This is a genomic window from Komagataeibacter swingsii (assembly GCF_003207895.1).
GTDB classification, from domain to species: Bacteria; Pseudomonadota; Alphaproteobacteria; order Acetobacterales; family Acetobacteraceae; genus Komagataeibacter; species Komagataeibacter swingsii.
This window is the reverse complement of sequence record NZ_NKUB01000002.1, coordinates 1-13,855: the sequence shown is the minus strand read 5'-3', so window position 1 is coordinate 13,855 and position 13,855 is coordinate 1. Positions and strand designations below refer to the sequence as shown.

Here is a 13,855-nt window from a genome sequence, read left to right as displayed (position 1 = left end):
GCGACAGGATATTCCGCGGCGCTGCCATGGCGGGCATGGGTGGGACGCTGGCATATCAGGTCGTCTCATCCAATGTTGGCCCTGACCCCCTTTTGCATCCATACTGCCCGCTCCTCCGGCTACGGGCAACGCAGATGAACATGTCTTTCTTTACCTCGGGGATGATGCTGGCCTTTGCGGCGTATTCCTCCTTTTCGATCAGTGATGCGTATTCAAAGCTGCTGGCCGGCCAGCTTGATCCCTTCGAGGTCGCGTTTTCCGGTGGCGTGTTCGGTTTCCTGATCATCCCGTTCATCCGCAGGCCCGATGAATCCCTGCGCGACATCTTTTCCCCCCAGCGGCCGGGCATGTGGGTGGTGCGCGCGATCGCCATCTTTGCCTCCACCGCGGCCAGTGTCGAAGCCTTCATGCTGCTGCCCATGCCCGAGGCGCTTTCGCTCATGTTCCTCATGCCGTTTTTCGTGACGGTCCTGTCGGTCACGCTGCTGCGTGAAAAGGTTTCGGGCTGGGCGTGGCTGTCGGTCATCCTGGGGTTCGTGGGCGTGCTGATCGTGCTGCGGCCCGGCGTGCGGGCGCTGCATCTGGGGCATCTGTGCGCCGTGATCGCGGCGGTGGCCAATGCCGTGGGCGTCATTGCCTACCGGCTGGCGGGCAACAATACGCCACGGCTGTCGCTATTCGGGTCTAGCCTGTTCGGCCCGCTGGTGGGTGACGGGCTGCTCATGCTGGGGCATGCGCACTGGCCGCATGGGCTTAAGACGTGGCTGTTCCTGTTCGGCTACGGGTTCCTGGCCGCGCTGGGCCAGTTGTTGATGATGATGGCGACGGCCCGCGCGCCCGCCAACCGTGTGGCGCTGCCGCAATACAGCCAGATGTTGTGGGCCGTGGCGTTCAGCTACTTCCTGTTTCACCAGCCGCTGGACCACTGGACGATTGTCGGCATCATCGTCGTGACCTTTTCTGGCATGCTGAACTGGATCCGCCAGCGCATCCACTTCGAACGCCTCGCGGTGGAGGAGCGGCGGGCACGGCGGCACATGCATGACCCCGCCCGCGCCGCCGCCATTCCGGCCGCCATGGAATAGCCTGCCCCCGTCGGGCACCGGCGGACAGGGCGCGCGGCCCGCCAGCAACGCCATTCCCGCGGCGTGGGGCCATGTGGCGGGGCTATCCGTGGCTACGGCTGCAATGCCATGGTCGGGAAAACACGATGGGAACGCTTCCTCATGATAACACTCTACGGCACGCCGCTATCGGGTCATGCGCATCGCGTCAGGCTACTTCTGTCGATGCTTGGCCTTGATTACCATTTCGAGGTCGTGGATGCGTCCTCGCCGGAACTGCGGCACATCAACCCGCTGGGGCAGGTCCCGGTGCTGCGTGACGGGGATCTGGTTCTGGCGGACAGCAATGCGATCCTTGTCTATGTGGCGAAGGCCTATGGCGCGGGCACGCAATGGCTGCCCGATGATCCCGTGGGGGCGGCGCATGTGCAGCGATGGCTGTCGATCGCGGCTGGCGAACTGCGGCAGGGACCGGCGGCGGCCCGCATGGTGGCGTTGTTCCACAAGGCAGGGGAGCCGGCCGATGCGCGGGCGCGGGCGGCGAAGCTGCTGGGTTTCATGGATGCGTTCCTGCGCGGGCGCAGCTACCTTGCGGCGGACTGCCCGACGCTGGCTGACCTGGCGTGCTACGGCTATACCGCCCATGCGCCTGAAGGTGGCATTTCCCTTGATCCCTATCCCGCCGTCAGGGCATGGCTGGAACGGATCGAGGCGTTGCCGGGCTTCGTGCCCCTGCCATGGCGGGAATAAGGACGCGGTTTTCCCGGTCGGGGCAGCACGGTTAGGGAAAAGGGGGGGAAGTCAGATGATCGCCCCGATCCTGTCGCGGTCTATCCTTATGCGCTGGGCGGACAGGCGCTGTATCAGGCCCATATCCTCCAGTTCCTTGAGGGTGCGGCTGGTGGTCTCGATGGCGAAGCCCAGGTAGTCGGCGATATCCTTGCGGTCCATGGCCAGCGTCAGGATGCCGGATGTCCGGTCGAAGAAATCCGCCTGCCTGCTGCATTCCAGCAGGAAACCGGCCAGCCTCTTGACCACAAGGGGATAGGTCGCAAGCAACAGGTGGCGTTCCGTCGTTTTTGCGTAATCCAGCGCCTGCCGCAGGAACAGCGTCTGTATGCGGGGATGGACCTCCACCAGGCTTTTGAGCGCGGGATAGGAAATCTGGAACAGGTATGTATCCACCAGGGTAATGGCGGAGGTATGGTACAGCCCGCCGTCCAGCGTGCCGAACATGTCATCGGGCCACAGGAAAGCGAAAATCTGGTTGCGCCCGTCCTTTAGCTGGTGTTCCAGGCGCACGGCGCCCGAGCGGATACGATAGATGTAATGCCCCTGATCCCCCTGCGCGTAGATACGGCGTTTTGCAGGCCGGTGTATTCGGGTCGAGATCGCGTTCAGCGCCTCCCGTTCCGCACCGGTCAGTCTGAAGCTACTGAACATTATGACCGTCTGTTTCTCTATCGTAATAAGTCATGGCGTGCCTGCGATGGATCACCCTGTCTGCCCGACCATATGTGGGGCAAGGGGGGACCGGCTGTTCCGAATTATATATACGATACCGTTTCGTATCTCAATATGGCATGTCAATGCGCGCTAAAAAACGGCCTGCGTGGCCGGGCCTTGATCCGTTAAAAACCGCCAGGCTACAGGGGCGGTCATGCGCGGTGGCGTCAGGGCGCGCGCCTGATGCCTGACAGGAAAACCTGCCACGCCCGGTCAAAAAAACGCTGGCGCGCCTGCGGGTCCAGCATCTTGTTCTGGCCCAGCAGGGTATTCTGCAATGGCCAGCCAAGGACAAGGCCCATCAGGACACGGGTGGTTTCCTCATGATCGGTTGATTCAATGTGTCCCGCATCGGCGGCGGCTTTCAGCAGGCGGCTGATTGTTGCGACAAAGGGTTCCACGCTGGTCGCCATCATGTCGTCAACCACGGACGGGATGCGGTGCCCGTCGGCGATGACGATCCGGTAGGCTTCCGTCGTTTCGGGGCGCAGCATGAAGTCCAGGAAGAACAGGGCGATTTCCCTGGTGGCCAGCAGCGGGTCCCTTGAACAGGCTTCGACCGCGCGGGCTTCCTCCAGCAGGTGCGCGCCGCGTGCGGCCACCACCGCCTTGAACAGGGCCGCCTTGCAGGAATAGCGCCGGTACAGGCTGGCCTTGCTGCATTCCGCGACACGGGCGATCTGTTCCAGGGATGTCGCGGCATAGCCCTGCCTTACAAACAGTGTGGTCGCGACATCAAGCACATGCCGGTCAAGCTGCGCCGAGCCTTCCGGCGTCGGGCGTCCCCCTGTATGCGGCGGTCTTGATGGTACAGGCATGCTTCCGTCCTTAACTACGCTCGATCGGTCAGGATATGCCCGTGCCCCACGTCATTCACAGGCCCGGAACACGGCACATCCGCATCGGGATGCCAGAACCGCCGGTTTCGTTCAAACGGTCATTGCGAATGGGTGGTCTCCGGCAGGTGGAAGGAAAGGCGGCCAACCTGGCCTGGCGCCAGCGCGCCACGTATCCGCGCACCCGGCCTGCGCGCGGGCCATGCCATGACCGGCAAGGAAGCCCAGATGCCCGAAGCCGTTCCCATCGGGCTGCGGCAGGCTTCCCTGTCATCAAAATTTTCGTGGATATCCGTGTTCTTCAGCGTGTTTCCGTCCGGGTCGGGAGAAATTGCCATATGCCCGCCGCGCCATGGCAATGATGACGACAACACCCATCATGCCCGCACCGGTTTCCAGTTCATGCCTTGTATGTTCGACCTGGGCCATGGCGACAAGCGCGCATAGCAGGAGAACAATGGTCAAGAGGGGAAGCAGGGTGAAACCACATACCCGGATGCGGCACAGGACAATAAAAAAATACTCGAAAATGACGAAAGCACCAGTCGCATTCAAAAGGAAGGCAAAGACAACATCGGGTGAAAAGACCGCTGTAATCGCAATAAGCAGCGCTGCGGACGCACTGAACAGGACCGTAACCCACGGTGCCTGCGTAACGGGATGAAGGCGCATGAAGGAGGATGGCGCATCCCGGACGGCAGCCAGTTCAAACATGACACGCGACGTTGCGTACAGACCGGAATTTACGGTTGAAAGCATTGCGCAGACAATAACGATTTCCATCGCCACGCCAGCAAAGGGCACATGTATTGCATTGAGGGTGTAAAGAAACGGCGACTGCCCCGCGACAAGGGAAGTCCACGGAACAAGGCACAGGATAAGTGCGACGGAGGCAAGGTAGAAGACAATAATACGGAATGCGACGGTACGCGCGGTATTGGCGACATTGCGTGCCGGGTCGTCGGATTCTCCGGCGGCGATTGTTACGACTTCCGTACCGGCCATTGAAAAAATGATGGACGGCACGGCCGCCAGGATCGCCATTGCGCCATGGGGCGCCAGGCCCTGACTGGCGACATTGCGCCAGACCGGTACGTGTCCCTGTACCAGTAATGAAACGCCGATCATGATGAAAACCAGGATGGCGATGATTTTCAGCATCGAAAACCAGTATTCAAACTCACCATAAACATGAACGGCCATAAGGTTGGCGGCTGTCATGATGGCGAGGATCAGGAATTCAATCAGCCCATAAGGAATATGCATAATGGGCGCGAGTAACGAGGCAAGCGCCATGCTTTCCATACCCAGCGTCGTGACCCATACCAGCCAGTAGATCCATCCGGTCATGAAACCGATCGGCGCGCCAAGGGTGTGGCGGATATGATTGACGAAAGATCCCCTGTCTGGCGCATGCAGGGCAACATCACGCAACATGCAGTTTATCAGGAATGTCAGTAAGCCCGCTATGGCATATGACAGCAGGCTGGCGGGGCCGGCTATGGAAATGGGGGTCGAGGCGCCAATAAAAAAACCCGCGCCGATTATGCCGCCAATAGAGATCATGGCAACGTGGCGGGATCTCAGGCTTCTGGCGAGCGGTGCTGGATTCATGTATTGACCTATAAATTTACTGTCATGATTATTTCATAACGATACCAGTATGACCAATCATTTATTTATTTATGTATTCAGTATATAATTAATCTAATATTTCTCTATCAATATGAATTGCCCTGTGTCGGACACGCCTTATGCAACAGGGCAATGCGCGCCGGGCCGTGACGGCCTGCATGTCGGCTGGCCGCCATATGCCACGGGTTGCGTGGTTTCCAGGTCAGACGGCAACCACGCCCGGCATGTGGCATTCATTGGTGACCAGCGGACAGGTGGGGCCGGCGGCATTCCCTTGGTGGCCTTGTGACCGGGCAGATCATGTCTGTCAGGACTAAAACGGGGTGTCAGGTTGCATCCGGCATCCAGGGCGCGCATCCGACCCACAGGAAGCGGGTCACGCCGTCAAAGGCATTGACAAAGCGGTGGGGCCGCGTGCTGGAAAAGCGGAAACTGTCTCCCTCGCTCAGCAGGAATTCCTGATCGTCTATGCAGACGATGAGCCGCCCCTGTTGCACCAGCCCCGTTTCCAGTCCGGTATAGGCATATGATGTGGCCCCCGTATGGCCGCCGGGTTCCAATGTCAGGATGAACATCTGCAGCGGACAGTCACCCAGTGGGGTCAGGCGCTGCTTGGTCACGCCATCTGCCAGCATTGTCAGGCCGCGGCGGGAATTCCGTACAATAAAGGAATCATGCTGCGCATTGCAGTGATCTTCCAGGAATTCGGTGGCTGGCGTATGCAGGGCGGTGGCGATGACCACAAGTTCAGCTATGGATGGCGAAGAAAGTTCGCGTTCAATCTGGCTGAGATACCCGACAGACAGGTCAACGCGGTCTGCTACGGCCTGTAATGACAATCCCATCTGTTTACGGCGTTCACGTATGCGACTTCCGACTGTTGCCCGATCGTCCTGTAAGATCACCGCCTTGTCCTTTCCCATCAAATGGCACCACCTATTTTCATATATATGAAAAACCTGTTGCACCGGAAACGTTCCGGATGCTATACAAAAAATCATGCAAAACGTTCTGGTTTCTATACAATCATCAGAGCCTTTTGAAAATAGGGATTATATATGATGGACTGAAGCGATACAGGTTTTTGATGCCGGCCCCTTCGGTTCCACACATGGGACGAAAGGGGAATGCACCGCCTTGCTGTCTGCGCGGTCATGGCATGATTTCATGGTTATGAACAATCTTTTTGTTGGCCCCCGCGATGCGCCAGCCGGTAAACCCTATGTCCGGTCACGGGGACGGGATATGGCCCCATATAAACAGTACAAGTCATTCAGAAATAATGGAACAAATGTAAGGTAGATGGGTATGGACAAGAACCTGTTGCTTGCGTGCGCGGCCATCGCGTCACTATCAACCGCCGCCTGCGGTCTGGCATCCGACGCCCGTGCGGATGACCAGTTGCCAGAAACCGTTCCCAAGGCAGCAGCCCTTGAAGCCGCTGACCTTCTGCCCATCACGCCATTCTATACAACGCCGGGCAAAGGGGAAGTTTACCCGGGTGCATTGATCCGTTTTGAAAAAGCGACGGATTATACGCTGCCACCCCATGTTTCCGCGTACCGGATACTGTATCATTCACTCAGCGCAACACGGCAGGATGTGGTCAGTTCCGCGTTTATCCTGGTCCCTGATGGCCCCAGGCCCGCATCCGGCTGGCCCGTGGTCGCCTGGGCGCATGGCACCAGCGGCGTGGCCCAGGCCTGCGCGCCTTCGCGCATGAAGGATCTGTATTATGGCAGTGAGGGCCTGTTCAAATTTCCCCAGGCGGGGCTTGCGGTTGTCGGCACCGATTATCATGGCCTGGGAACGGCTGGCCCCCACCAGTACATGAACAAGGATGCGCAGGCCTATGACGTCATCTATTCGGTCATGGCGGCAAGGGCGGCGCTTCCCCAACTGGGTGCGGACTGGGTTGTCGATGGCCATTCCCAGGGCGGCATGGCCAGTTGGAGCGTCGCGGAAATGGAGCACCAGATCGACGACCCGCACTTCCTGGGCACGGTATCCGTTTCGGGCACGATCAACATGCTTGACTTCATTCATCCCCGTCGTGAAGAGGGCGGTGCGCCGTTCTATCTTCCCATGGTCGCGGTTGGTCTGGCGGCCCGTTATCCCGATTACAAGCCGCAGGACATGCTGACACCCGTGGGGATGTCGCATTACGACGTTGTCGCCAGCAAGGGATGCTGGTTTGTCGATTATGCGTCCTATTTCGGCAAGAGCGGTGACCAGATTACCAAAGACGGATGGACCCGTAACCCTGATGTTCAGGCCATGCTGAAGGAGGACGAGATCGGGAAGCAGGAAATAAAAGGGCCGTTATTTGTCATTACCGGAGGTGGCGACGTATCCGTCCCGCCGGGTGGCGTAAGGGACGTGGCGCGCGCAGCCTGCCATAATGGCATCAGTCTGGCGTTCCGGCTGTATCCTGGCCTGGATCATGACCCGACCATGGCCAATTCAACAGATGATCAGATCGCATGGATCAAGGATCGTTTTAATGGAAAAACGTTTTCGTCTGACTGCGGCAAGTTCTGAATAGCAACGACCGCCATGGGATCGCGGATTCCGGGCGCTTGCCGTCCGGGCCGTGGTTCCAGGGCCACATGACTGGCCGACCGTGACGGGCGCGTTACCCGCGCATTTCCATTACTTTTAAGAAATAAGATACGTGTTGGAATGTAATTGATGAATATCAATTGCAATTGGGGGGCGTATGTCTGGATACATAAGAAAATTCACGTTTTTCATTCTGTCATCGACCATCATATGTGATGGTTTTCCGGCACTGGCCGCCAATGCGCAGGATATTGCGCATAAATCCCCCAACAAGGCTGATACTGTTCATAAAACGGCTGAAACGGGCATTACCGCGCGTGGGGCGGGGGAAACGTTGCACGTTACCGGCGCGCGGTCTTATGGTGGCGGGCTGATCCGTAATGAAACGGCGGCGAAATCGGTCAGTACCGTATCCCATGAATATATTGCAAAGCAAGCCCCTGCATCCAACGCGCTTGCGCTTGTCAGCATGTCACCGGGTGCGAATGTGTCGATGGGGGATCCGTTTGGGGTCTCCAATGAATCGACCATCAATGTCCGTGGCCTGAACCAGCAGGAAATCGGCTTTACCTTTGAAGGGGCGCCGATGAATGATTCGGACGATTATACGCCCGAAACCGCCAACTGGGTCGATAGCGAGAACATGGACAATGTTCAGCTACAGCAGGGCGCGCCCAGTATCGACACGCCCACGACGGCGTCATCGGGTGGGACGCTGGCGGTCCGGATGCGCGATCCCAAGCATACCCGTGGTGGAGAATTCGATGTAAGCTATGGCACGCATCAGATGAACCGCCAGTTCATCCGCTATGACAGTGGCGATATCGCCAATACCGGGTTGCGCGCCTTTGCATCCTTTTCCGATCTGAGCAGCCGTGCATGGCGTGGTCCGGGCCGCAATGACCGCAAGCATGTGGACTACAAGCTGGTCAAGGAATGGGGTGACGGGAATTACATTTCCCTGTCCGGTTCCTACAATAACGAACATACCGCGTGGTACAGCACGCCCACCCTGCAGCAGTGGAACATGTACGGCCTGAAGAACAATCCGTATGATCTGCAGGGAAGCTATAAATTTGGCGAGGGGAATTATTACAAGGCATGGACGGTAAGCTGGGCCGACTACATCCTTAGCGCGCCCTCGCATTTCAAGCTGGCGCGTAACCTGACGCTGGATGTCACGCCATATTTCTATCATGGCAGTGGTGATTACCCGTTCGGGGTCACGACCATTGGCACGACGGGGCCGTATTTCAACGGGACACAGCAGGTCAATTCACCGCTGGCCGGAAACCACTATTCAGAGGACGGGCAGACCGCCGTTACCGAAAACTGGCTGGGTGTAGAAAGTTTTACCGGATTCAATTCGGCCCTGCATTACAAGGTCGCCAATCATGACCTCGTATTCGGCTACTGGTACGGTTATACCGACATGCATGTCGAGGAACCCCTGTCCGGGCTTGACGCGGCCGGCAATTCAACAGGTTACCTGCACCTGACGGACGGTACGCCACTAAGTGAATGGGCCTATCACACCATTACACAGATCAATGCCCTGTATGTTGGCGACACCATGCATTTCCTGAACCGGAAGCTGACACTGGACCTGGGTTTCAAGGAGGTCATGGCTGCCCGCAATGGCACGCTGAACCAGCCGGGACCACAGTATAACGCCAACTATTACTCGGCCAAGCCACTGCCGCGCATGTCTGTCAGCTACCGTGTCAATCCGCATATCATGGTTTTCGGTAACGTGACGACCAGCTATCGCCTGCCATTGGGGACCGCGTTCTATAACCAGTATGACAGCCCGTGGGATGGTGGCACATACCAGACCGCCAATACCCATCTGCATGATGAATACAGTGTGTCCGAGGAAGTCGGCGCACGCTACCATGACAAATGGGTTACGGCGTCACTGACCCTGTTCAATTACAATTTCTCGCATCATCAGATTAATGAATATATCGCCAACATCCCCTACTACCAGGATGCGGGCAGCATGACGACACGGGGGTTTGATGGTGAACTGGCGATCCATCCCTGGCACCATATTTCGCCATACGGATCGGTGGAATATCTTTATGCGCGACAGGATACGGACATCACGATGAATGGCGTCACCTATCACACCGCAGGCAAGGTTGCGACATCGGCCCCGCGCTGGATGGCGGCGGCGGGCCTGCAATATGATGACGGCCGTTTCTTTGGCAGTGTTTCGCTGAAATATGTGGACAAGGAATACGGAACATTCATGAACGATGAACGGATTGCGGGCCACAAGCAGGTTGACATGATGATCGGCGCCCGCGCGCCGGATATCGGGTTTCTCAAGGCGCCGTCACTGCGCCTGAATGTCATCAACCTGGCGGATCACCATTATCTCTCCGGGGTCTATAATACCGGGGCCGTGGCAGGGCAGGCATCGTATTACACGGCGCCCAATTTTGCCTGCCTGGGCACATTCAGCACGGGATTCTGAAGGGAAGGGCAGCGCGGGCAATCCGGGCTGTGGGAAGGGCAGGCCCGGCGGGCGCCCGCGCCCGGTGCCGTATCCCCGTATCCGGATACAACATAATTTGAAAATATAATAAATGCACAATATCGGGCGCATGTATAAAAAAGGAAACGGGGCGTTTCCTGGCCCGGCCCGGTGATTGCCGGGCGTCATGCAACCTTGACCGGACCAATGATTTGCAGGCGGCGAATGTCGCGATGTCCGCCCGGTTCGCTCCATCATCCGGTCATGGTCATTGCGCCATGACGGTGATGGAATGCCGGGGCCATTTTCACGGATTCATGGAAAAAAAGATGTCTGTCGTCGATATGATGGACAGACCCGCGCCCGAAAAAGGCGGCCGGAAACTGCACGGTTTTACTGTAACGGGGAACGCGGAACGCCCGCCTGCTTTTACAGTCATGGCGACCCGCCCGGTCGCCACATGTCGTGTCATAAAAATAACAGGAACCGAATAATGTACACGAATTCCGAATTGTTTCGTAAAGGTGGATACCGCCCGGCGGCCAGGGGACGGGCAGAACCGGCTGGTGTTGCCGCGGCCGGGATGGCCTGTGGGGGCACCTGCCTGTCCGGCCGGGATGGTGTTGCGGGTTGTCCGGTCGCGACACTGGCACAGGCGGCATCCTGACATGATCCCCAATCGACTCAAGCAGCTCTGGGCCGAAGGGAAACCCACGCTCAATGGCTGGTGTTCCATCGGCAATCCCTTCACGGCCGAAATCATGGCCGCGCAGGGCTATGATTCCGTCACCATAGATGTGCAGCATGGCGCGCTGGATTATTCCAGTGCGCTACCCATGATGCAGGCCATGCGGGCATCCGGCGTGGTGCCCATGGTCCGCGTGCCGTGGATGGAACCCGGCGTCATCATGAAAATGCTTGATGCCGGTGCGTATGGTGTCATCTGCCCCATGGTGAACACGGCCGCACAGGCGGCCGAATTCGTAAGCTACATGCGGTACCCCCCCTATGGGCAGCGCAGCTTTGGTCCCACGCGGGTCTCGTTCGCGGCGGGCGGCAATTATGCCGGCGGGGCGAATGACGAAATCCTGGCCTTCGCCATGATCGAGACACGGCAGGGCATGGACAACCTGGCGGAAATCGCCGCGACACCGGGCCTGGATGGCATTTACGTCGGCCCTGCGGACCTGACGCTCAGCCTGGCTGGCGGCCGCCTGGCGCCGGGATTTGACCGCGAGGAACCCGAGATGATCGAAAGCCTGCATGCAATCCTTGCCGCCTGTCGTGGCAGCGGCATTCGTGCGGCGCTGCATTGCGGTACGCCGGAATATGCCGCCCGCGCCATAGGCTGGGGGTTCAACATGACCACCGTATCGGGTGATTCCCGCCTGCTGGCGGCGGCCGCCGGGGCCAGCGTCGCGCAGTTTCGCAAGCTGGTCAGCCGTGACAGCGTGACGGTGGTGCAGGGCGGGGCGTACTGAACGCTCAGGTCAGGAAACTTCCTGCAATCATAAAGAAGTTTTGAGAAAACTGCCTTTTTTCAAGAAAGGCGGCACCGGGAAGCCCCTGTCAGCGCATTGTTTTCAAGCAGTGTTCAGGATGAGCCACCCCCCTTTCAGGTGACTGAAAGGGGGGCGGTTGTCAGTGCCAGACCACCTGCTGGGCATCGATGGCCTTGCGTGCGCGTGCGACATCGCTGGCCAGAACCGCGGGGGCCGCGTTGCCCATGCTGTTGCGGATGTAGGTCAGGATGTTGGCAATCTGGTCATCATGCAGTTTCCAGCCAAAGGACGGCATGGCCGCCCCGGTCGGGTTCGCGGTCGTGACAGGGCCATCGGTCCCGCGCAGCACGATGTTTATCAGGCTGTCCGGGTTGGGCGCGTTGACTGCCGGGTTGTTCCGTAGCGTGGGGATCATGTTCGCGATACCCGCGCCATTACTGACATGGCAGGCGCTGCACTGCACGATGAACTCCCGCGCGCCCGCCACCATCTGCCGGTTGCTGGCGGGCAGGGGGGCGGGCACGGCCACCGTGCGTTGCGGCAGGGACTTGAAATAGGCGGCGATGGCCTGCAGGTCCGCCTCCGTCAGGTGCTGGGTGGAATTTTCGATCGTCTCCATCATTGGCCCGGATGCCGCCGTATGGCGGTTGGTGCCGGCGCGCAGGTAGGTCACGATGTCATCGGCATTCCACCCACCCAGTCCCGTATGGGTGTTGTTGCTCAGGTCCGGGGCGTACCATCCCTGTAGCGACGTGCCCTGGTAGGTGGCGCGTGTATCGCCGCCAAAGGCGTTCTTGGTGGTATGGCAGGTGCCGCAATGCTCCAGCCCCTCGACCAGATAGGCGCCACGGTTGACCTGCGCGCTTCGGGATGCGTCGGGGGTAAACGGGGTGCGGTCGAAGAACAGCATGTTCCACCCGATCATGAGCATGCGGATATTGTACGGGAACGGCAGCCTGTTCGTGACAACCCTGTTGCTGACCGCCGGGATGGTCCGGATATAGGCCCACAGGTCCGCGATGTCCGCATCCGTGACCTTGGCGTAGGCGGTATAGGGCATGGCGGGATAGAGATAGCGGTCCGGGCTTCTGCCATGGCGCACCGCGCGCTCGAACTGCTGCTGCGTCCATGACCCGATGCCGGTTTCCCGGTCCGATGTGATGTTGCTGGCGGTAATGATGCCAAAGGGGGTTTTCAGGTCCAGCCCACCCGCGAACGGCTTGCCGCCGGGCGCGGTATGACAGGCCAGGCAGTCACCCGCGATCGCCAGGTAACGGCCGCGTTCGACCTGTGCATCCGCGCCCCCGTCCTGTGCTTTCGCGCCGTGGGCCAGGAAGGTGACAGCAGACAGGAGCAGTCCACCGCGCATGCAGGTGCGCAGTGCAGTGCGAAGCAGGTTTCTTGCCATGATCATAGCCTTACCAGCGGGCCGGGGTTCTTGAGGTACAGGTCCGTGATCGCCTTCGCGGTCCACAGGGTCGTGGCCCCCACGGCGACGGTCGGGTTGTAGCCGGCATTGTTGGGAAAGGAGGATGCGCCGATCACGAACAGGTTGGGGACATCCCAGTTCTGCTGGAAGCGGTTCTGCACGCTGGTGCGCGGGTCCTCGCCCATCACCACACCACCCTGCACATGCGATGAATCCCACGGCGTGTAACCGGAATAGGGACGCTCGGCGAAGGAATCCCCCCCCACCTGCGCAGCCCCCATCTCACGCGCGATTTCAACGCATTTGTCACGGATGAACCGGCCCGAACGCCGGTCGTTTTCGTTATAGTCAAACGTAATGCGCAGCAGCGGCTGGCCGAAGCGGTCCCTGTAGGTCGGGTCAAGGTCAAGGAACTGCTCGCGATGGGCGAAGCTCGTGCCCTGTCCCTGGATCTGGGCGTAATTCTGGTAGCCTTTCTGGAAGGCCTGTTTCCAGCCCTTGCCCCATTGCGGGCTGCCCTGCGGCAGCAGCCCCGCCATGCCGATCGGCAGGCCCTGGTTGCTCAGCGACTGGATACCCGCCCCGCCAATGAAGCCCAGGCCGGTATGGTCGAAGTTGTCGCCATTGAAATCGTCGATCTGGGTCGCAAGGGCGCCAGTGTTCATGAACGGGTTGAGGTACTCGTTTTCAAAGAACATGAAGCCCCATGACAGGGTCTGGAATGTAAACGCCCGGCCAACCTTGCAGTTACCCATAAATTTTTTCTTCTGTAATTTGATAGGAGAGAGCACCTGTAACGATATCTGCCAGGCGAGACATTCCTCTCCAGATAACAGTTG

The 13,855-nt window shown here is 59.1% G+C and carries 11 protein-coding genes; 5 read left to right on the top strand and 6 right to left on the bottom strand.

Annotation, left to right across the window (positions count from 1 at the left end):
* The first annotated feature begins 134 nt into the window (after nucleotides 1-134).
* Nucleotides 135-1,085 carry a DMT family transporter gene (locus tag CFR76_RS01870; protein ID WP_110555807.1) on the top strand — a complete coding sequence of 317 codons (951 nt, stop codon included), beginning with the start codon at nucleotides 135-137 and terminating at the stop codon, nucleotides 1,083-1,085.
* 108 nt (nucleotides 1,086-1,193) lie between these two features.
* Nucleotides 1,194-1,814, top strand: coding sequence for a glutathione S-transferase family protein (locus CFR76_RS01865; protein WP_244191724.1), 621 nt, complete (start codon nucleotides 1,194-1,196; stop codon nucleotides 1,812-1,814).
* Nucleotides 1,815-1,865: 51 nt separating this feature from the next.
* Here CFR76_RS01865 and CFR76_RS01860 read toward each other — a convergent pair whose 3' ends face one another.
* The 4 genes from CFR76_RS01860 to CFR76_RS01845 all read right to left on the bottom strand — a co-directional run bounded on the left by CFR76_RS01860 (nucleotide 1,866) and on the right by CFR76_RS01845 (nucleotide 5,964).
* Entirely contained in the window at nucleotides 1,866-2,507 is a 642-nt protein-coding gene (locus CFR76_RS01860; RefSeq protein WP_110555566.1) for a Crp/Fnr family transcriptional regulator, read from the bottom strand.
* Nucleotides 2,508-2,737: 230 nt separating this feature from the next.
* Complete coding sequence (locus tag CFR76_RS01855; RefSeq protein ID WP_244191723.1) at nucleotides 2,738-3,388, bottom strand: TetR/AcrR family transcriptional regulator; 651 nt, start codon at nucleotides 3,386-3,388, stop codon at nucleotides 2,738-2,740.
* A gap of 291 nt (nucleotides 3,389-3,679) precedes the next feature.
* Nucleotides 3,680-4,972 carry an amino acid permease gene (locus CFR76_RS01850; RefSeq protein ID WP_244191722.1) on the bottom strand — a complete coding sequence of 431 codons (1,293 nt, stop codon included), beginning with the start codon at nucleotides 4,970-4,972 and terminating at the stop codon, nucleotides 3,680-3,682.
* Between the two features lie 395 nt (nucleotides 4,973-5,367).
* The gene (locus tag CFR76_RS01845; protein ID WP_264986359.1) at nucleotides 5,368-5,964 is read right to left on the bottom strand and encodes a helix-turn-helix domain-containing protein; all 597 of its coding nucleotides are present in this window, start codon (nucleotides 5,962-5,964) and stop codon (nucleotides 5,368-5,370) included.
* Nucleotides 5,965-6,349: 385 nt separating this feature from the next.
* On the opposite strand from CFR76_RS01845, the gene CFR76_RS01840 reads away from it, so the two are divergent.
* The 3 genes from CFR76_RS01840 to CFR76_RS01830 all read left to right on the top strand — a co-directional run bounded on the left by CFR76_RS01840 (nucleotide 6,350) and on the right by CFR76_RS01830 (nucleotide 11,566).
* Nucleotides 6,350-7,582 (top strand): lipase family protein, encoded by a 1,233-nt coding sequence (locus tag CFR76_RS01840; protein WP_110555805.1) that lies wholly within the window; start codon nucleotides 6,350-6,352, stop codon nucleotides 7,580-7,582.
* 178 nt (nucleotides 7,583-7,760) lie between these two features.
* Nucleotides 7,761-10,085 (top strand): TonB-dependent receptor, encoded by a 2,325-nt coding sequence (locus CFR76_RS01835; protein WP_110555563.1) that lies wholly within the window; start codon nucleotides 7,761-7,763, stop codon nucleotides 10,083-10,085.
* 668 nt (nucleotides 10,086-10,753) lie between these two features.
* Nucleotides 10,754-11,566 carry an HpcH/HpaI aldolase family protein gene (locus CFR76_RS01830; RefSeq protein WP_110555562.1) on the top strand — a complete coding sequence of 271 codons (813 nt, stop codon included), beginning with the start codon at nucleotides 10,754-10,756 and terminating at the stop codon, nucleotides 11,564-11,566.
* A 160-nt stretch (nucleotides 11,567-11,726) separates the two neighbouring features.
* Here CFR76_RS01830 and CFR76_RS01825 read toward each other — a convergent pair whose 3' ends face one another.
* Nucleotides 11,727-12,995 (bottom strand): c-type cytochrome, encoded by a 1,269-nt coding sequence (locus CFR76_RS01825; protein ID WP_244191721.1) that lies wholly within the window; start codon nucleotides 12,993-12,995, stop codon nucleotides 11,727-11,729.
* 2 nt (nucleotides 12,996-12,997) lie between these two features.
* Nucleotides 12,998-13,771, bottom strand: coding sequence for a GMC oxidoreductase (locus CFR76_RS01820; RefSeq protein WP_244191720.1), 774 nt, complete (start codon nucleotides 13,769-13,771; stop codon nucleotides 12,998-13,000).
* Between the last annotated feature and the right edge of the window lie 84 nt (nucleotides 13,772-13,855).

Excerpts from the sequence above, each read along its gene's own strand:
- CFR76_RS01870 (WP_110555807.1), top strand. The coding sequence starts at position 135 with ATGAACATGTCTTTCTTTACCTCGGGGATGATGCTGGCCTTTGCGGCG.
- CFR76_RS01865 (WP_244191724.1), top strand. The coding sequence starts at position 1,194 with ATGGTCGGGAAAACACGATGGGAACGCTTCCTCATGATAACACTCTAC.
- CFR76_RS01860 (WP_110555566.1), bottom strand. The coding sequence starts at position 2,507 with ATGTTCAGTAGCTTCAGACTGACCGGTGCGGAACGGGAGGCGCTGAAC.
- CFR76_RS01855 (WP_244191723.1), bottom strand. The coding sequence starts at position 3,388 with ATGCCTGTACCATCAAGACCGCCGCATACAGGGGGACGCCCGACGCCG.
- CFR76_RS01850 (WP_244191722.1), bottom strand. The coding sequence starts at position 4,972 with ATGATCTCTATTGGCGGCATAATCGGCGCGGGTTTTTTTATTGGCGCC.
- CFR76_RS01845 (WP_264986359.1), bottom strand. The coding sequence starts at position 5,964 with ATGGGAAAGGACAAGGCGGTGATCTTACAGGACGATCGGGCAACAGTC.
- CFR76_RS01840 (WP_110555805.1), top strand. The coding sequence starts at position 6,350 with ATGGACAAGAACCTGTTGCTTGCGTGCGCGGCCATCGCGTCACTATCA.
- CFR76_RS01835 (WP_110555563.1), top strand. The coding sequence starts at position 7,761 with ATGTCTGGATACATAAGAAAATTCACGTTTTTCATTCTGTCATCGACC.
- CFR76_RS01830 (WP_110555562.1), top strand. The coding sequence starts at position 10,754 with ATGATCCCCAATCGACTCAAGCAGCTCTGGGCCGAAGGGAAACCCACG.
- CFR76_RS01825 (WP_244191721.1), bottom strand. The coding sequence starts at position 12,995 with ATGGCAAGAAACCTGCTTCGCACTGCACTGCGCACCTGCATGCGCGGT.
- CFR76_RS01820 (WP_244191720.1), bottom strand. The coding sequence starts at position 13,771 with ATGGGTAACTGCAAGGTTGGCCGGGCGTTTACATTCCAGACCCTGTCA.